The sequence below is a fragment of the Pseudorhizobium flavum genome (genome assembly GCF_044142885.1).
Lineage (GTDB): Bacteria > Pseudomonadota > Alphaproteobacteria > Rhizobiales > Rhizobiaceae > Neorhizobium > Neorhizobium flavum.
The window spans coordinates 113902-131287 of sequence record NZ_JBIOKZ010000002.1; the positions used below are offsets into that span (position 1 = coordinate 113902).

Below are 17386 nucleotides of genomic sequence, written 5' to 3' on the forward strand. Positions count from 1 at the left end.
CCTATTAAGGTCCTCGACGCCTCCCAAGGCTCACCTCAGGAGATTGAAAATGTTCAAGACTGCAAAGACCGCCTTCGTCCTCGCCACCAGCCTCGCCATCTTGTCGTTCCCGGCGCTCGGTGCGGAGATCGAAGTGAAGATGCTCAACAAGGGCAGCGACGGTCAGGCAATGGTATTCGAGCCCGCCGCCATCAAGGCAGCGCCCGGAGACACGATCAAGTTCGTTCCTACCGACAAGGGGCATGATGCCGCCGCGATGAAGGGGATGATCCCGGACGGCGCCGAAGAGTTCAAGGGCAAGATGAACCAGGAGTTCTCCGTCACGCTCGACAAGGAAGGCGCCTATGTCGTGAAGTGCACGCCGCACCTCGGCATGGGCATGGTTGCGGTGGTTGTCGTCGGTGACGGCGCTCCGGCCAACCTCGACGCCGTGAAGACCGGTAAGCTGCCTAAGAAGGCCCGCGAGCGCGTCGACGCCGCTATTGCGGAACTCGGCCTCTGACAAGAGCCTGCCGCTTTACATCGGGCCACCATGGTATAAGTCCATGGTGGCCTTTTTTTATGGATTTGCGGTGGACGGAATGGGAAGGGCGGATCGCAGCCGAAGCGAGCTGGAGGCACTCCAGTCAGAGCTGGCTGAACTGGAGGGGGTGATCGCGCAGGCGGCTCAGGCCGTCTCAACGATCGCGCGCGCCAGAGCGATTCCGGCATTGGACGACCCGCTGCCTGGTTCTGCGGGAACGCTGGCAGACGGATGGTCTTCGACCGGCCCTCGCATCGCTGCGAAGCTCAGCGCACTCTCTACCCGCATAGACGCCGCCATGGCGCCGCTGGAAGACGAGCCGCAGCGTACACTCAAGGAGCGTGTGTGGATCGCGCTCGTTTCCCTGTTTTCTCTCCGCTGGACCAGACCTGCGAAAGTGCCGGCGGACGAATTGAGCACGGTACTTGCCGATCTCGATGTCCTGCAGTCGCTGCTCATCACCTACCGGGAGCGGCTCGTTGCGGTGAGGCATTCGGTGGAGGCGGATCTGATCGACCTCAGCGGACACCGGGCGATGCTGGCGGACAGGCTGGCGGAGCATGGGGCGGCGCAGGGTGAGCCTATCACCGGGACGGCGGTCGAGGTGGAAACCCGGTTGCAGTCCATCCAGGACCTGACCATCGAACTCAACCGCCAGGTCAATGACGCCAATATCCTGCTCAACAAGCTGGCGATCGAAGCGGAACGCGCGATCCTCCTGAAGGACGTGCTTTCGCCGGACAATCCGGAACTGCTGGTCCGGCAGGAATGGCCGGTCTTGCCACACCTGGCGCCGCTGATGGGCCTTCGCGAGAAGGACATGCTTTCCAGCGTCGAGATCGACCGACGAAAGCAGAAGATCGATGCTCGTTTTAGCGAGCGATTTGCGATGAACAGGAGCCCGGCGGAGCGAGCCGGGCACGGCAGGCCCCTGGAGCCGGAGGTACACCATGCTTGACCCGATCGTGCGTTTTTTCCAGCGTGCCTTTGCGGCGCTCGGCCGTGGTATCGGCCTGCTGGTCGCCTGGCTGGTCTGGCCCTTCATGGCCGCTCACGGCTGGTATTCCGGTCGCAGCTGGATCATCAAGGGCCCGCTTCTGGCGCTGCTGGTCCTGTTCGTCGGGCTCTATGGCTATTTCTTCTGGCAGACCCAGGTGTGGAGCAGGTTCGATCCGGATTTCGTCGAGGAATACCGGCTGTCCGAACGTACAGTGCCGGCCGGGCAGGAGATCCCCGCTCCGACGCCGGCGGCGACGGATGCACCGTCGGCCGGCGGGGCGCAGTGCCAGTCGTCCGCCATCGTGGACGTTGTCGCCGACCTCACCGACGTCAACGTCAACCAGAATGCATGGATTTCCTCCATGCTGCTCTACCGGCTGGGCCTGTTCGGGATCGACTGGGACCATACGTCATTTCTCGACAACAAGGCGTCATTCCAGCGCGGCGTGAACCAGGCGGTGCGGCGGACCTCGGTCGAGCTCGTCGACACGCTGGCGCGCGTGCGCGGCACCTCCGGCATCAACAACGACCTGCAGGACGCCCGCAACAACCTGCAGTTCGACGAGTATTCCTGGTATTTCGGGCTCAGCCCGTTCGGACCGAAGACGCCGACGCCGAGCTACTACCGGGCGGCGATCGACAGTTTCCGCAAGTTCAACACCGACCTTGCCGCCTGCCGCTCCACCTTCGACAGCCGTGCCGACAATCTGGTGCAGTTTGTCGACCGGATTGCCAATGATCTCGGCAGCACATCAGCAATCCTGCGCGAGCGCTCGGAAAACTACAACGGCGGCTGGTTCGACACGCGCGCGGACGATCGGTACTGGTTCGCCTATGGCCAGCTCTACGGCTACTATGCCGTCCTGTCCGCAGCGGGCGCCGACTTCTCGCAGGTGATCCGCGAGCGCAATCTCGGGCCGCTATGGGCCGAGACGCTTTCGCAGTTCCGGTCGGCGCTGCGCATCCAGCCGGCAATCATCTCCAACGGCCGCGAGGACGGCTGGATCATGCCGACGCATCTGGCGACCATGGGCTTCTATATCCTGCGGGTGCGCTCCAACCTGGTGGAAGTGCGATCGGTGCTCGACCGCTAAGACGCTTTGTCTTTTCGCACTTCCCTACGCGAAACCGCTTCACACTTTTGCTGGAAATGCTCTCGGGCAGGTCAGGGGATAAGGCCGAGGCGGATCGCCTTGGCGACGAGTTGGGTGCGGTTGACGCAGTCGAGCTTCTTGATGGCGTTCGTCAGGTGCGCGTTGATCGTATGATCGGAGAGCGAAAGGATGCGACCGATCTCCACCGAGGTCTTTCCCTGTGCCGTCCAGCGCACGACTTCCAGTTCGCGCATGGAAAGAGGGCGGGGGATGGCGATCTCCTCGGTGCGCCGGATCCTGTCGAACACCTCGAAGGCATGCAGGGAGATCACGGCGAATTCGTTGATCTCGGACTGGCGCAGGGATGGCCGCTTGCCGTCAAAGCGGAGCAGGAAGCGGGCGCCGTCGAAGCTATGGAGGGGCATGACGACTGTCGTGAACAGGCTGAAGCGGCGCATCAGCCGGGTGATCGGCGCCGGCACGATTCCATCCCGCTCGAGACCTTCCAATGTCCAGGCCTGGGGCAGCATGGTTTCGAACAGCGTCGGCATGACCGGACAGGCGACGAGGAAGCGATTGCGATCGAACTGGCGCACGAAGTCTTCCGGCAGGGTCGTCTGGATGATCAGCCGTGACATGTATTCGTCGTCGTCACCCGGCTTCGCCATCAGGGTGACATGGGCGAAACCGAAGGCTTCAGCCGCATCCTCCATGGCGGTCAGGACTTCGGAGCGCGTAGCGGCCGCGGCAATCGCGCTGCTGAGCGCTACCTGTCTCTCGACTGCTGCTGAGGGCACTGCCATGGTCCGTGAGGTAGGTTCCAATACCGCTGACATATCAGGGCGCCCCTTCCACCCGTTTACGATAGTTCGTCAGATTTTAGCTACTTAGCGGGTCTGTATGCATCTGGCAATCTGACTTTGGTTCAGGGGATACACCCGACATCCCGCCAGCGACCTAACATCAAACATGACAAACTTCATCCACTTTTTATCTTGACTCCATAATTCATGTTTTTTAGATGGCGAAGTCACGGCAGAGCCTGCCGCCCGCCATTGTGATCGTCAAACCGGACCGCTTCCACCAGCGGCGTGCCTTTGCGCGCCGATGATGGTGCGTGCCCGCCACAGGGGAACAAGATGAATATCCGCGCCACCCGATGCTTCCTTCTTACCTGCACCGCCATCGCGGCATTGTCGCCGCTGTCCGCTGCGGCGCAGGGCCTCCCGCCAGATGCGACGGCGCTCCAGACGATCGTACTGAAGGGCAAGCGGGTGAAGGCCGGCGATATCGTCAACACCCCGCTGGCCTCACAGACGACCGAGGAGGAGATCGAGAAGAAGCAGGTCCAGAGCATTGAGGATCTCGGGCGGAGCCTGGAGCCTGGCGTGAACTACAGCCGCGGGACGACGAACTCCCTCAACATTCGCGGACTTGAAGGCAACCGCGTCGCCACCGTCATCGACGGCGTGCCGCTGACCTATCTTCAGGACACTGCCCGCAGCACCGCCGGCGGGGCCGAGAGCTTCGACTTCTTTGCACTGACATCCGTCGATGTCGTGCGCGGAGCCGATTCCAGCCGAATCGGCGATGGCGGACTTGGCGGAGCCCTTGTGCTGCGAACGCTCGAGCCGGAGGACCTGATCGGCGAAGGCCGCGACTGGGGCGGCAAGGTCGGGACCGGTTACGACAGCATGGACAACAGCTGGTACGGCGGTGCCGCGGTGGCCAAGCGGGTGGAAAACACCTCGGCCTTGTTCCTCGGCTCGTACAAGACGGGCCATGAGCGGGACAACAAGGGGGATGTCGGCGGCAATGGCGCAACGCGCACGGAGCCCAATCCGGCGGACTACGACCAGCACAACCTCCTGTTCAAGCTGCGGCAGGACACCGAGTTGGGCCATGTCTTCGGCCTGACGGCAGAACGGTTCCGGTTCGAGAAGGATACCGATCTTCGCCGCGACCAGACGCTGACGGGAAATTATCGGCCGGGCAACCATTCCAACGGGCAGCTCAACGAACGCGACCGCGTTTCGCTGGATTACTTCTACGAGGCTCCAAGTTCCGATGGCCTTATCGACGCGGCGGAGGCCACACTCTACTGGCAGCGGCAATTGCGCCAGGACAGCCAGGATTCCATCCGCTGGACGAGTGTGCCGGGGGTCTACAAGCGCTGGAACGACATCGAGGAGAGCGGATTCGGCTTCAACGGCTTCTTCGACAGCGGCTTCGAGACGGGCGGCGTCAGCCATGTGCTGACCTTCGGCACCGACATCTTCATCTCGCGGGCGGAGCAGTATTCGGCAGGCGTCGATTCCTGCCCGGCATCACCGCCCTATACCGGCGTCTACGGGGCTTGCGGCAACCTGCACACCAACCAGGCGGACATGCCCGATGTCGACAGCAAGCGAATGAGCTTCTACGTGCAGGACCGCATGAGCTTCGGCGACAGCGGTTTCACGCTCACCCCCGCTCTCCGCTACGACTGGTTCGATCATGACCCGCAGGCGACCGCGGCCTATCTCGGCAACGCGATGAAGCCGGACACTCCCCCCGGCTCCAGCGGCGACGCATGGTCTCCGAAGCTCCTGGCGGAGTATGAGCTGTCCGACACGTTCACGCTCTTCGGACAGTGGGCCATGGGCTTCCGTTCCCCGACCGCAAGCGAGCTCTACATGACATTCGGTGCGCCGGGCACCTATCTGCGGACGGGCAATCCTTATCTCGAGCCGGAAACCAGCAACGGCTTCGATGTCGGTGCGCGCTTCGGGGACAGCGACTTCGGCGGCAGCCTGACGTTCTTCTATACCCGCTACAAGAACTTCATCGAGAACCGCAACCTGACGGCGGCGGAGCAGATTGCCCGCGGGATCGATCCGAGCGCCGGCTACATGTTCGTCCAGACGCCGGTCAACGTCTCGCGCGCCGAGATTTACGGCATCGAGCTTGCCGCTCACAAGCGTTTCGACAACGGCTTCAACATGCGTGCCGGCCTCGCCTATGCGCGGGGCACGAACCTCGAGACCGATCAGTTGCTGGCGTCCGTGCCGCCTTTGAAGGGGATCATCGGCGTCGGCTATGAGACCGAGGCATGGGGCGTCGACCTGTTATGGACGGGCGTCGAGGGCGTTGACGACCAATCCGCCGCCAGCTTCAAGGCGCCGGGCTACGGCATCTTCGATCTCACCGGATGGTGGGAGCCGGAACAGGTGAAGGGCCTTCGCATCCAGGCAGGCGTCTACAATCTCTTCGACCGGACCTACTACGACGCCTTGAACACGAAGGACTACACGACGATCACGGCGGCCAACGAGGAGTACTATTCGGAACCGGGACGGACGTTCAGGATCTCGCTGACCCAGCGGTTCTGAGGGCTCGCGCGGGACGCGGGCGGCGCAGGGAACAGCGCCGCCTATTCCGTTCCTGAACTGGCCCCGTCTGCCGGGGCGCCGGCCGAAACAGTCAACCGGACGCTGCCATGGTTGTTGTTGTAGCATTGCCAGGCGTCATTGGCGAAGCAGTAGAGATAGCCGTCCTCGGTCGGGGTGAAATGCCTTTCGCTGCCGATCAGGAAGGTCTCGTGGGGAAATGGCGGTATCCGTGACCCAGCGTGACGCGCCGGCTTCTGATCATTCGCAACCAATCCGACCAGCGAAAACCACGGAAGGTCCTCGTGTCGGCGGCTGCCAGGCGCATCCATTCTGTGGTTGCCGATCAAGGCACCGAAGCCTCGCTCGACCAAGCCGATCAAGGTGCCAAGGAGATGAGCGAGCCTTCCCAAAGGGTATATCCCGAGGCCAACACCGTCTGGGCCCGCCCGCACGCTCTTGTCCAGCCACTCCCCTTCCGCGCTTAGCTTGTACGTCGTTCCTGCTCGGAGGTAGATGCCGGTCCAGTTCCAGTGCGGCTTGGCATAGACACGCACCCTGCAGGAGCCGGGTGCCCGCCCGTCCCAGTTGAGCGTGCGATACTCGCCTTGAAGCAGAGGCGGGTCATCCCGCCGCGCAAGGACACTCTCATGCACCAGAGTGCCCTTGTTGTCGGCAGAAAGCAGCGGAAATGATCTTGGACGGGTCTTCAGTCGACGGAAAAAGCCGGAGACCGAATTGTGCAGCACGCCGTGGTGGTGCGGGTTGATCTGCGTGTCCAGATCCGGGCGAAACTCCAAGCCTTCCTCTCTCGCTTCATCGATCATCCATTTCAGCGCAATGTCAGACAGTCCGGCATGGGCATAGCCGCCACCGACGTCGCCGTGGGCACCGGCGAACCAAACCTGCTTCAAGTCGGCCTGCTGCCCAGGCTCCAAGGTCCATAGCGTGGGAATGAAATTCTGACGCATTTCATCAATCGCCAACGCGTGGCGCGCTGTCGCTACGATCGTGCTTAGTCCGGCGTCGTGAAATTCGTGTCTGCCGCGGAAATCGAGGAGGTTGAGTATTCCGAGGTCATCAGGGATGCCAAGTGAGCCCACCGTATCCCATACGCCAATGAACCGGATGGGCGTCTTCTTCGCTCCCGGCTCGCCGAGGTTCGCATTGTGGAAGTGGAGCCTGTCGCTTGAAACAGGGGGTTGTTCCGGCTTCATTCGATAGATCTCGAATACCTCGTCCACGGCGTCCCAAATTCTGCGGGCGTCGTCGTCATAGGTCGAGAGGTCCAGCAGGCCGCATCGAGAGATCATGCCTCCAAGACTGCGGGCGGTATAGGCGCCCCGGCTGAAGCCAAACAGCCAGATCTTGTCGCCAGGCTGATAGGTGCCTGCCAGCCAGCAATAAGCGTTCTTGATATTCCGGTTTAGGCCCTTTCCGGTGCTGCCGCCCAGAATTCGGTCGCGCCAGTTGCCTTCGCTCCCTACGCCTGGATGATAGTAGGACTTCTGTGGCGCACCGTCCGGATCCTTAGGTGCCAGGGCATTGTAGAGCTTCACCACGTTGGTGGGGCTCGGAACGCCGTTTTCAAGATCATTGGGTGTATTCCAGGTGCCGTCGCAGCAAACGATGATGTTCATCGATATCCCTCCAGGGCCGCTGGACAAGACTAACTGCATCCATAGGTAACAATCAAGGGCAAATACACCAGGAAGTAGAACTCGGACTTGCATACGACTACAAGGGGAGCTTGCCATGCTGCAGGCTCTGTGGCCAATTCGGCGGCGAGATGCCACGGGGAACGAGATTGGCAATGCAGTCTGACATCGAAATCGCGCGGGTGGCGCGGAAGAAGCCGGTCCTGGAGGTGGGGGCGGTACTTGGAATCCCGCCGGAGGAGCTGGCGCCCTACGGGCACGACAAGGCGAAGGTCGGGCCCGGCTTCATCCGCTCGCTGGGCGAGCGGCCGGATGGCAGGCTGATCCTCGTCACGGCCATCAATCCCACACCGGCCGGGGAGGGCAAGACGACCACCACGGTCGGTCTCGTCGACGGGCTCAACCGCATCGGCCGCAGGGCGGTGGTGTGCATCCGCGAGCCCTCGCTCGGTCCGTCCTTCGGCATGAAGGGTGGTGCCGCCGGCGGTGGCCACGCACAGGTGATCCCGATGGAGGAGATCAACCTCCACTTCACCGGCGACTTCCACGCCATCACCTCCGCGCACAACCTGCTCGCGGCGATGATCGACAACCATGTCTACTGGGGCAATGCGCTCGACATCGACGTGCGGCGGATCACCTGGCGGCGGGCGATGGACATGAACGACCGGTCGCTGCGCCAGATGGTGGGCGCGCTGGGCGGCGTGGCAAACGGCTTTCCTCGCGAATGCGGCTTCGACATCACCGTCGCCTCTGAGGTGATGGCGATCCTCTGCCTGGCGGAGGATTTCGACGACCTGGAGCGGCGGCTGGGATCGATCATCGTCGCCTACCGCCGCGACAAGACGCCGGTCTTCGCGCGCGACCTGAAGGCGGACGGGGCGATGGCGGTGCTGCTCAAGGACGCCATGCAGCCGAACTTGGTGCAGACGCTGGAGAACAATCCGGCCTTCGTGCATGGCGGGCCCTTCGCCAACATCGCCCATGGCTGCAATTCGGTGATCGCCACCAAGACGGCGCTGAAGCTTGCAGACTATGTGGTGACGGAAGCGGGTTTTGGCGCCGATCTGGGCGCGGAGAAGTTCTTCGACATCAAGTGCCGTAAGGCGGGACTGACGCCCTCGGCCGCCGTGATCGTCGCCACCGTCCGGGCGCTGAAGATGAACGGGGGTGTGAAGAAGGAAGACCTGGGGCAGGAGGATGTGGCGGCACTGACCCGTGGCTGCGCCAATCTCGGCCGGCACATTGCCAATGTCCGTCGCTTCGGCGTGCCGGTGGTCGTGGCGATCAACCATTTTACCAGCGACACGGACGCGGAGGTGGCGGCGCTGCAGGATTATGTCGCGCGCCACGGCGCCGATGCGATCGTCTGCCGCCACTGGGCCGAAGGCGGAGCGGGTATTACGGAACTGGCGGAGCGCGTAGCAGAACTCGCTGACAGTGGGCAGGCGGACTTCCGGCCGCTCTACTCGGACGACATGCCGCTGATGGAGAAGATCGAGACGGTGGCGTCGAAGATCTACCACGCCGGCGAGGTGACGGCCGACAAGGCGGTACGCGACCAGTTGAAGGCCTGGGAGGCGGCGGGCTACGGCCACCTGCCGGTCTGTATGGCGAAGACGCAATACTCCTTCTCCACCGACCCGAACCTGCGCGGCGCGCCCGAAGGGCATGTGGTGCCCGTGCGCGAGGTGCGGCTTGCCGCCGGTGCCGGCTTCGTTGTCGCCATCACCGGCGAGATCATGACCATGCCCGGCCTGCCGAGTTCACCCTCGGCGGAACGGATTTTCCTGAATCAGGACGGGTACATAGAGGGGCTTTTCTAACCTAGGGATTCAACTGTGGCGGTAGCCGCGGGCGGATTGCGGACAGAGGAGGGAAGCACAGCAAGGCAGCTTGCGCCGGCGGCATATGAGGATGCGCTTCTCCGCTGGCCATCGCGGGTGGATTTGTGCTACGGCGGGCTTTCCTATTTTCAGCACTCCCCCGAAAGAACCAGCACGGTACACACACTGTGACAGGCTTTCATTCTTGCGACCAAAGGTGGCGAAGATGAACAAGCCTTTTATTTCGCTGCGTCCGGAAATCACCCGGGCGCACGCATTCACCCTGATGAACTGGATGGAAGACGAACGGGTCACGCGCTACCTGAGCGATTCCAGCAGCGTTTCCCGGTTCATCGAACAGGCTGTCGATCGGGCTCAGATGCCGATCCTGACGCATCTGTTCAATCAGGGTGGTCGCTTCTTCATGGCCTACGACCGAAGCGATCGCCCGGTCGGCTTCGTGCGGCTCGTCAAGAGCGGCGCCGATTGTGAAATCGTCCTGGTCGTCGGCGAGCACGACAACTGGGGGCAAGGGCTGGGCGGGAGCACCATCCGGGAGGGCCTGAAGCTCGCCTTCCTCGACATGCGCGCCGAAAATGTCGTCGCCAAGATCCACCCGAACAACACGCGCTCGCTGAGGGGCTTCGAGCGCTGCGGCTTTCATCTTCAACGCGAAACGCCTACGCTCAATTCCTTGGCGATGAGCGCTGGCCGCTATCGCCAGCTTCTGCGCGACGGCGCCATGGCAGGTTCTCCCGAGATCTATGTGACTGAGATCGACAAGGCGCGCCTCCAAAGCCTGATGGCGTTTGAGGAAGAGATGCCGAGGGCCGACCTCGAGCACGAGATCGAGCGCGCCATCGTCGTCGAGCCTCAGCGCGTTGCCCGTGATGTCGTGACCATGAATTCGAGAGTCCTCCTGCATCTTGACGACGAGCAGGAGGACGTCACTCTCGTCTATCCGCAAGATGCCGACAGCCGCGCCCGAAAACTGTCGATCCTCTCCGATATCGGTACCGCCATCCTGGGCTATCAGGAAGGTGACGCCATCGACTGGATGGTGACGGACCGAACGCGCCGCATCCGGATCGAGAAGGTGGTCTACCAGCCGGAATCGTCGGGCGATCTTCATCTCTAGCCGCGCTGTGTAGATCGCCTGCTGGGTTGGTCGCCATTTATATCTACTCAAAGTCGTCGCGGCGCCATTCGCGGCTGCTGTCCGTCTTTGATGCAGAACGGACCTCGCAATCTCGTCTCATCACCTGCAGTACCGGTAACCGTTCTCCCGCTCCAGCACGTCGAGATGCAGGTGGTCCTGGTGGGCGGCGTCGCTGCCGGGGGAGAGGACGGTCGAGAAATGCAGGCAGGCGCCGGCTGAGGCGGTGCGCTGGAAGGCGCCTTCCATCGTGCCGTCCTCGGCGCGTGGCTTCATGGTGATCTCCGTGCCGTCGTCCAGCCGGAAGGCGGCGATGTCGATGGCGTTTCCGCGGGCGTGCTCTGAGATCTTGCCCTCCGCGGCGCCGTTTCGCAGCCGGCAGGCATAGGTGGAACCGGTGGTGAGGCCGGCGATTTTCCGTCCCGGCAGTGCGACGTTCAGCGCCGGATTGACGGTATCCTTCAGCCAGTGGGCGAGGGCGCGGGCGGTTTCGCAGCGCATCTGCGCGCCGCCAGTGTCGATACCGGGCAGGACCTCCGCCACCTCGAGCGGCTGGTCTATGCCGCAGCCTTCGCCGCCGTCGATGCGGGTGCGCGTTTCAAACTTCGTCCCCAAGGCTGCGAGATCGGCGAGGCAGGCCTTCAGGGCCTTAGGGTCTTCCGTGTCGATCGGCGGTGGAGGAGCGGGTGGCGGCTCCCTTGGCTCCTTTGCCGGCTCTTTGGACTCCTCTCCCTTCTGCTCCGTTTCGATCTCTGGCTTTTCCGTGGCTGGTTCGGCCTCGGCCTCCTTCCGGTCGGCGGTCGCGGGCGGGCTCCTTCCGCCTGGGGCTTCTTCGGGTGGCGACCCAGCGGATCGGGCTTCCGAGGGTTCTTCCGGAGCCGGGGACGGTGCGGCAGGCGCTTGCGTCTCCGGCTTCGGTTCGGGCGTCGGAACAGCCGCGGCACCCGGCGGAGGTGCCTCGGCCGGTGTTTCCGGTTCCGCCGCCTTATCCTGCCTATCCACCTCGACCGCAGGTTTCGGTACGGGCATGGGGCCGTTACGCGGCAAGGCGGCGGCGGCCAGAAGGGGCAGGGCCAGGAGGAGGACGAGGGCGGGACGCAGCATGGGGCAGGCTCCGTGGATCGGCCATAGCCAACGCTCGAAACCGGATTTGGTCTCACCCGCTAGAAATCCGCTTGCGGAGAAACGAGACCCGCTGTATTTCTTCGCGCATGATCAATTCGATGAACATCGGTAACTGGTGGTGGGCACGCTGACGCGGCCTTGACCAGTCATGTCCATTGACAAGACCCCAAAGCCGCCCGAGAACCGAGGCGGCTTTTTTGTTGTCCGCAGTTTCGGGTGAGGGAAACGGAGAGCAGGAAATGGTGACGATCATCCGGGACGACGGTTCGGAAACCTACGAGACCAAGGGCGGCATCGCCGTCAGCCGGATGCGCCGGCCTACGCCCTATGCGGATGCGGTCTCCGGCTATGTGGACAAGCTCGACGAGCGGCGGGGCGCCGTCTTCTCCTCCAACTATGAATATCCCGGCCGCTATACCCGCTGGGATACGGCGATCGTCGATCCGCCGCTTGCCATTTCCTCGCACGGCCGCAAAGTCTGGATCGAGGCCTATAACGAACGCGGCGAGGTGCTGCTCTCGTTCGTGGCGGAGAGGCTCGCAACGGTGGCAGACCTGACACTCGGTGCGCGGACCGCGCGCCGGCTGGACCTGACGGTCAACGAGCCGTCCCGCGCATTTACGGAAGAAGAACGCTCCAAGATGCCGACAGTGTTCACCGTGCTGCGCGCGGTGGTGGACCTGTTCTACTCCGACGCGGATTCGGCGATCGGGCTGTTCGGCGCCTTCGGCTACGATCTTGCCTTCCAGTTCGACGCAATCAAGCTTTCCATGCAGCGGCCGGAAGACCAGCGCGACATGGTGCTATTCCTGCCGGACGAGATCCTCGTCGTCGACCACCATGCGGCCAAGGCCTGGATTGACCGTTATGACTTCGCCAAGGACGGCGTGACCACTGCCGGCAAGTCAGGCGAGATTGCGCCGGAGCCGTTCCAGCGCACGACCGTGACGCCGCCGAAGGGCGACCACAAGCCCGGCGAATATGCGGAGCTGGTGGTGAAGGCGAAGGAGAGCTTCCGCCGCGGCGACCTGTTCGAAGTGGTGCCCGGACAGAAGTTCATGGAGCGCTGCGACTCGAAGCCTTCGGAGATCTCCAACCGGCTGAAGGCGATCAATCCGTCGCCCTATTCCTTCTTCATCAACCTCGGGCACCAGGAATATCTGGTGGGCGCCTCGCCGGAAATGTTCGTGCGGGTATCGGGCCGTCGCATCGAGACCTGCCCGATCTCCGGCACGATCCGGCGCGGCGAGGATGCGATCGCCGACTCGGAGCAGATCCTCAAGCTCCTCAACTCCAAGAAGGACGAGTCAGAGCTGACGATGTGCTCCGATGTCGACCGCAACGACAAGTCGCGCGTCTGCGAGCCGGGCTCGGTGAAGGTCATCGGCCGGCGGCAGATCGAGATGTATTCGCGGCTCATCCACACCGTCGACCATATCGAGGGGCGGCTCCGCGAGGACATGGACGCCTTCGACGGCTTCCTCAGCCACGCCTGGGCCGTGACCGTGACCGGCGCGCCGAAACTCTGGGCGATGCGCTTCATCGAGAACCACGAGAAGAGCCCACGCGCCTGGTATGGCGGGGCGATCGGCATGGTCGGTTTCAACGGCGACATGAATACCGGGCTGACGCTGCGGACCATCCGCATCAAGGACGGGATCGCCGAGGTGCGCGCCGGTGCGACGCTCCTGAACGACAGCGACCCGCATGAGGAAGAGGCAGAAACCGAACTGAAGGCATCGGCAATGATTTCGGCAATCCGTGACGCACGTGCAGGCAATTCGGGCAAGGTGGCGCGCGACGTGGCGCGGGTCGGGCAGGGGGTGAAGATCCTGCTCGTCGACCACGAGGACTCGTTCGTCCACACGCTTGCCAACTACTTCCGTCAGACCGGTGCGGAGGTCTCGACCGTCCGCACCCCTGTTCCGGAGGAGATTTTCGACCGGGTCGACCCGGATCTCGTCGTCCTGTCGCCGGGGCCGGGCAATCCGAAGGATTTCGACTGCAAGGCGACGATCAGGACGGCGCGGGCGAAGGGGCTGCCGATCTTCGGCGTGTGCCTTGGTCTGCAGGCGCTGGCGGAAGCCTACGGCGGGGAACTGCGGCAACTCGCCGTGCCAATGCATGGCAAGCCGTCGCGCATCCGGGTGCTGGAGCCGGGGATCGTCTTCTCAGGGCTCTCCAACGAGGTGACGGTTGGTCGCTACCACTCGATCTTCGCCGACCCAAAGACGCTGCCGAGCGACTTCACCATCACGGCGGAGAGCGAGGACGGCACGATCATGGGCATCGAGCACGTGAAGGAGCCCATCGCCGCGGTACAGTTCCATCCGGAATCGATCATGACGCTCGGCCAGGATGCCGGCATGCGCATGATCGAGAACGTCGTGGCGCATCTGTCGAGAAAGCGGAAGGTGCAGGCGGCCTGAAGCGGGGAGCGCAACTTTCGCCGTCACTTCCGGGTTAAGAGGTCGATCGACCTCAAACCGGGAAAGACAGATGAGCAGAAACGTATTGATCGGACTAGTCGCCGTCCTCGTGATCGTGGTGATGGCGCTGACGATGATGCCGGAATCCGGCGACAACACCGCACCACCGCCGGCAGTCGGAGACCAGCAGCAGAATCCGGCGGCACCGGCGCAAAATTAGCGTAGGACGCCGGCCAACGCGTCTTACGCTTTGACAAACAAGCTGTCGTGCGCCATACGCCCAGCATTCGAAACCGCCCGGGTCCCGCCCGGGCGGTTTCGCCGTTCAGGGGCGGGGCTCCTGCAAGTGGTTTGCATGCGCAGAGGGACTTGGCGTGACAGCGAGAACCGGTTCGATCGTTGAGAGACTGGCCTTCTGGGGCATTCCGCTGGCCTTCGGAGTGATGGGGCTGAAGCTCGTCGCCTGGTGGGTGACGGGGTCGGTGGCGCTGCTTTCCGATGGTCTGGAATCCATCGTCAACGTGGTCGCCGCCTTCATCGCCTACTTCCTGATCCGCTACGCGGCGCGCCCGGCCGACGACGACCATCAGTTCGGTCACCACAAGGCCGAGTACATGTCGGCGGTGCTGGAGGGCGCGTTGATCATCGTCGCGGCACTGCTGATCGTCCAAGAGGCATGGGGCGAGCTCTTCGCGCCGAAGCTTCTCGAAGCGCCGGTTCTGGGGCTCGGAATCAATGCTGCCGCCGGCGTGATCAACCTTGTGTGGGCGCGTGTTCTGATCCGGGTGGGACGGCGGCATATGTCGCCCGCTCTTGCTGCGGACGGCCACCACATCATGTCGGACGTCGTCACCTCGGCGGGCGTCTTCATCGGACTGGTGCTCGCCGTTTCGACCGGTTACGCGATCCTCGACCCGCTGCTTGCCTTGGCCGTTGCGGTCAACATCCTCTACCAGGGCTACAAGGTCATCAGCCACTCGCTCGGTGGTCTGATGGACCGGGCCGTGACGCCCGAGGAAGAAGCTGCCATCCGCGCGGCGATCAAGGCCAATTCCGCGGGTTCGCTCGGCGTGCACGATCTGAGAACCAGGCGGGCGGGTGCGGCCGCCTTCATCGATTTCCATCTTGTCGTTCCAGCCGACATGCCGGTGGCGGAGGCGCACGAGATCTGCGATCGCCTTGAAGACGCCATCAAGGAGGTCATACCGGGCGCCAGTCTCGCCATCCATGTGGAACCCGAAGGGGAGCGTGCGCATGGCATCAAGGTCAAGGTAGAAGGAACGCCCAATTGAGCATGACTGACACTTCGAGCCTCTCCCAGCTCGGCCGGCAGGTGGATGCGCCTGCAAGCCCGGAGGAGGCGGTGCTGGAAAAGGTGCCGAACGGCAATCAGGGGATGGATTACGTCGTGCGCTTCACGACACCGGAATTCACCTCGCTCTGCCCGATGACAGGTCAGCCGGACTTCGCCCATATCGTCATCGACTACATTCCCGATGCGCATCTCGTGGAATCGAAGTCGCTGAAGCTCTTCCTGCACTCGTTCCGCAATCACGGCGCCTTCCATGAGGACTGCTCGATCTACATTGCCAAGCGGCTGGTGGAGCTTCTGGAGCCGAAGTGGCTGCGGATCGGCGCCTACTGGTATCCGCGCGGCGGCATTCCGATCGACGTCTTCTGGCAGACGGGCGAGGCGCCGAAGGGCGTGTGGCTGCCGGAGCAGGGCGTGGCGACCTATCGCGGTCGCGGCTGATCTGCGGCGGTTGAACTGAAGATAGGAAGGGCACCTCGTCGGGTGCCCTTTTTGATGTGAGGTTCAGCCGAAGGCGAGGGTAAGACCGGCAAGGGCGGTCAGACCGCCGGCGAGGCGCGTTGCCCAGGGGGCGAGGCGGCCGATACCGAGGCCAAGTCCGATACCGGCGGCATGCAGCAAGGCCGTGGCAGCCATGAACCCAATGCCGAATTGCAGGGCGCCGGCCGTGCCGAGTTCGCCGCCATGCGCATGGCCATGAAAGAGGGCGAAGACGGCGACGACGGCGGCCGAGGCTGCGACCGGCAGGCGAGCCGCCATCGCGACGAGGAGGCCGAGCGCCACCACCGAAGCGAGGATGGCAGGCTCGACGAAGGGAAGACCGATGCCGGCCACCGCAGCCAAGAAGCCGAGTGCCATGGTGCCGACGAAGGCTGCCGGGACGATCCAGAGCGGGCGGCGATTCCCGGAGTTCACAGCAATCTGGCTGGCCCAGAGCCCGACAGCCACCATCGCAAGAATATGGTCGGCGCCGAAGAGCGGGTGCGAAACGCCAGCCATGAAAGAGCCGTGTTCTGTGGGGTCGAGATGCGCAAAGGCCGGTGCGGCGAAAGTAACGGACATAGTTGCGGCGATGAAAAGGCGTTTCAACATTTCTCTGACCCCTCTGGAAGACGCCTCGGACGCTGTCGGGCGCGAGGCAGCAATATCGGCGGACACGATAAGACAGGCCGAGGGCGCGTGTCCATGCCGGTACAGACCCGGTGAGGCGCTGCACCTACGTCATTCACCTTAGTCGGTTTCGCGCATTGTTTTACCGGCACGAAGGCATTATGTCCGTGAAGACAAATCCCATACTGGAGATGCTGATGAACGACGAAAACGACGACGACAAGGTCAAGGAATTGCCGCTCGGCAAGGAAACGGAAGCGAACCTCTTCAAGTCGCGTTCGATCTTCATCTATGGTCCGATCACCCAGGAACTGGCGCAGAAGGTCAACACGCAGCTCGTGGCGCTCGCCGCTGCCAGCGACGAAGACATCCGCATCTATGTCAATTCCCCCGGCGGTCACGTGGAATCGGGTGACTCGATCCACGACATGATCAAGTTCATCAAGCCGAAGGTCTGGATGATCGGCACGGGCTGGGTCGCCTCCGCCGGCGCGCTGATCTACGTCGCTGCTCCGAAGGAGCGCCGCATTGCGCTTCCGAACACGCGCTTCCTCCTGCACCAACCGTCCGGCGGCACGCGCGGCATGGCCTCCGACATCGAGATCCAGGCGCGCGAGATCATCAAGATGAACGAGCGGTTGATCAAGATCTTCGCCAAGGCCACCGGCCAGAGCGAAGAGAAGATCGCCAAGGACATCGACCGCGACTACTGGCTTTCGGCGGAAGAGGGCGTGGCCTACGGGCTCGCTTCCCGGGTCGTCGTGAACCAGTCCGAGATCGGCTGAA

Annotated in this window: 15 protein-coding genes; 11 read left to right on the top strand and 4 right to left on the bottom strand. The window is 63.1% G+C overall.

Annotated features, from left to right (window positions below):
• Nucleotides 1–49: 49 nt before the first annotated feature.
• From ACEPP2_RS04070 to ACEPP2_RS04080, 3 genes are read left to right on the top strand one after another with little or no spacing between them, the layout of a single operon-like run.
• Nucleotides 50–502 carry a pseudoazurin gene (locus ACEPP2_RS04070; RefSeq protein ID WP_052638940.1) on the top strand — a complete coding sequence of 151 codons (453 nt, stop codon included), beginning with the start codon at nt 50–52 and terminating at the stop codon, nt 500–502.
• A gap of 43 nt (nt 503–545) precedes the next feature.
• Complete coding sequence (locus tag ACEPP2_RS04075; protein WP_077546780.1) at nt 546–1481, top strand: hypothetical protein; 936 nt, start codon at nt 546–548, stop codon at nt 1479–1481.
• On the top strand, nt 1474–2616 hold the full coding sequence (locus tag ACEPP2_RS04080) for a DUF2333 family protein (protein WP_395515867.1): 1143 nt from the start codon (nt 1474–1476) through the stop codon (nt 2614–2616). The genes ACEPP2_RS04075 and ACEPP2_RS04080 overlap by 8 nt, the downstream gene beginning before the upstream one ends.
• Before the next feature lie 71 nt (nt 2617–2687).
• On the opposite strand, the gene ACEPP2_RS04085 is transcribed toward ACEPP2_RS04080, so the two are convergent.
• Nucleotides 2688–3413: a helix-turn-helix transcriptional regulator gene (locus ACEPP2_RS04085; RefSeq protein WP_395515868.1), complete on the bottom strand. Its 726-nt coding sequence runs from the start codon at nt 3411–3413 to the stop codon at nt 2688–2690.
• 342 nt (nt 3414–3755) lie between these two features.
• On the opposite strand from ACEPP2_RS04085, the gene ACEPP2_RS04090 reads away from it, so the two are divergent.
• Complete coding sequence (locus tag ACEPP2_RS04090) at nt 3756–5987, top strand: TonB-dependent hemoglobin/transferrin/lactoferrin family receptor (RefSeq protein WP_395515869.1); 2232 nt, start codon at nt 3756–3758, stop codon at nt 5985–5987.
• A 41-nt stretch (nt 5988–6028) separates the two neighbouring features.
• Here ACEPP2_RS04090 and ACEPP2_RS04095 read toward each other — a convergent pair whose 3' ends face one another.
• Entirely contained in the window at nt 6029–7624 is a 1596-nt protein-coding gene (locus tag ACEPP2_RS04095) for a DUF2235 domain-containing protein (protein WP_395515870.1), read from the bottom strand.
• A 149-nt stretch (nt 7625–7773) separates the two neighbouring features.
• On the opposite strand from ACEPP2_RS04095, the gene ACEPP2_RS04100 reads away from it, so the two are divergent.
• Nucleotides 7774–9468, top strand: coding sequence for a formate--tetrahydrofolate ligase (locus ACEPP2_RS04100; RefSeq protein WP_395515871.1), 1695 nt, complete (start codon nt 7774–7776; stop codon nt 9466–9468).
• 226 nt (nt 9469–9694) lie between these two features.
• The gene (locus tag ACEPP2_RS04105; protein ID WP_395515872.1) at nt 9695–10606 is read left to right on the top strand and encodes a bifunctional GNAT family N-acetyltransferase/nucleoside diphosphate kinase regulator; all 912 of its coding nucleotides are present in this window, start codon (nt 9695–9697) and stop codon (nt 10604–10606) included.
• Between the two features lie 120 nt (nt 10607–10726).
• Here the strand turns inward: ACEPP2_RS04105 and ACEPP2_RS04110 are convergent, their stop codons facing one another.
• Nucleotides 10727–11728, bottom strand: coding sequence for an extensin-like domain-containing protein (locus tag ACEPP2_RS04110; protein ID WP_395515873.1), 1002 nt, complete (start codon nt 11726–11728; stop codon nt 10727–10729).
• Nucleotides 11729–11988: 260 nt separating this feature from the next.
• Between ACEPP2_RS04110 and ACEPP2_RS04115 the strand changes: the two genes are divergently transcribed.
• The 4 genes from ACEPP2_RS04115 to queF all read left to right on the top strand — a co-directional run bounded on the left by ACEPP2_RS04115 (nt 11989) and on the right by queF (nt 15931).
• Entirely contained in the window at nt 11989–14178 is a 2190-nt protein-coding gene (locus tag ACEPP2_RS04115) for an anthranilate synthase (protein WP_395515874.1), read from the top strand.
• A gap of 70 nt (nt 14179–14248) precedes the next feature.
• Nucleotides 14249–14398 (top strand): hypothetical protein, encoded by a 150-nt coding sequence (locus ACEPP2_RS04120; protein ID WP_281976751.1) that lies wholly within the window; start codon nt 14249–14251, stop codon nt 14396–14398.
• 154 nt (nt 14399–14552) lie between these two features.
• A complete protein-coding gene (locus tag ACEPP2_RS04125; RefSeq protein WP_395515875.1) occupies nt 14553–15470 on the top strand; it encodes a cation diffusion facilitator family transporter in 918 nt (305 codons plus the stop codon).
• Nucleotides 15467–15931 (top strand): preQ(1) synthase, encoded by a 465-nt coding sequence (gene queF, locus ACEPP2_RS04130; protein WP_142588082.1) that lies wholly within the window; start codon nt 15467–15469, stop codon nt 15929–15931. Before ACEPP2_RS04125 ends, queF begins: the two co-directional genes overlap by 4 nt.
• A gap of 63 nt (nt 15932–15994) precedes the next feature.
• On the opposite strand, the gene ACEPP2_RS04135 is transcribed toward queF, so the two are convergent.
• Nucleotides 15995–16582: a HupE/UreJ family protein gene (locus tag ACEPP2_RS04135; protein WP_281976754.1), complete on the bottom strand. Its 588-nt coding sequence runs from the start codon at nt 16580–16582 to the stop codon at nt 15995–15997.
• Nucleotides 16583–16797: 215 nt separating this feature from the next.
• Here ACEPP2_RS04135 and ACEPP2_RS04140 point away from each other — a divergent pair, with 215 nt between their 5' ends.
• A complete protein-coding gene (locus ACEPP2_RS04140; protein WP_052642076.1) occupies nt 16798–17385 on the top strand; it encodes an ATP-dependent Clp protease proteolytic subunit in 588 nt (195 codons plus the stop codon).
• The last annotated feature ends 1 nt before the right edge of the window (nt 17386 follow it).

Coding starts and splice junctions, on each gene's coding strand:
- ACEPP2_RS04070 (WP_052638940.1), top strand. CDS start 50: ATGTTCAAGACTGCAAAGACCGCCTTCGTCCTCGCCACCAGCCTCGCC.
- ACEPP2_RS04075 (WP_077546780.1), top strand. CDS start 546: ATGGTGGCCTTTTTTTATGGATTTGCGGTGGACGGAATGGGAAGGGCG.
- ACEPP2_RS04080 (WP_395515867.1), top strand. CDS start 1,474: ATGCTTGACCCGATCGTGCGTTTTTTCCAGCGTGCCTTTGCGGCGCTC.
- ACEPP2_RS04090 (WP_395515869.1), top strand. CDS start 3,756: ATGAATATCCGCGCCACCCGATGCTTCCTTCTTACCTGCACCGCCATC.
- ACEPP2_RS04095 (WP_395515870.1), bottom strand. CDS start 7,624: ATGAACATCATCGTTTGCTGCGACGGCACCTGGAATACACCCAATGAT.
- ACEPP2_RS04100 (WP_395515871.1), top strand. CDS start 7,774: ATGCCACGGGGAACGAGATTGGCAATGCAGTCTGACATCGAAATCGCG.
- ACEPP2_RS04105 (WP_395515872.1), top strand. CDS start 9,695: ATGAACAAGCCTTTTATTTCGCTGCGTCCGGAAATCACCCGGGCGCAC.
- ACEPP2_RS04110 (WP_395515873.1), bottom strand. CDS start 11,728: ATGCTGCGTCCCGCCCTCGTCCTCCTCCTGGCCCTGCCCCTTCTGGCC.
- ACEPP2_RS04115 (WP_395515874.1), top strand. CDS start 11,989: ATGGTGACGATCATCCGGGACGACGGTTCGGAAACCTACGAGACCAAG.
- ACEPP2_RS04120 (WP_281976751.1), top strand. CDS start 14,249: ATGAGCAGAAACGTATTGATCGGACTAGTCGCCGTCCTCGTGATCGTG.
- ACEPP2_RS04135 (WP_281976754.1), bottom strand. CDS start 16,582: ATGTTGAAACGCCTTTTCATCGCCGCAACTATGTCCGTTACTTTCGCC.
- ACEPP2_RS04140 (WP_052642076.1), top strand. CDS start 16,798: ATGAACGACGAAAACGACGACGACAAGGTCAAGGAATTGCCGCTCGGC.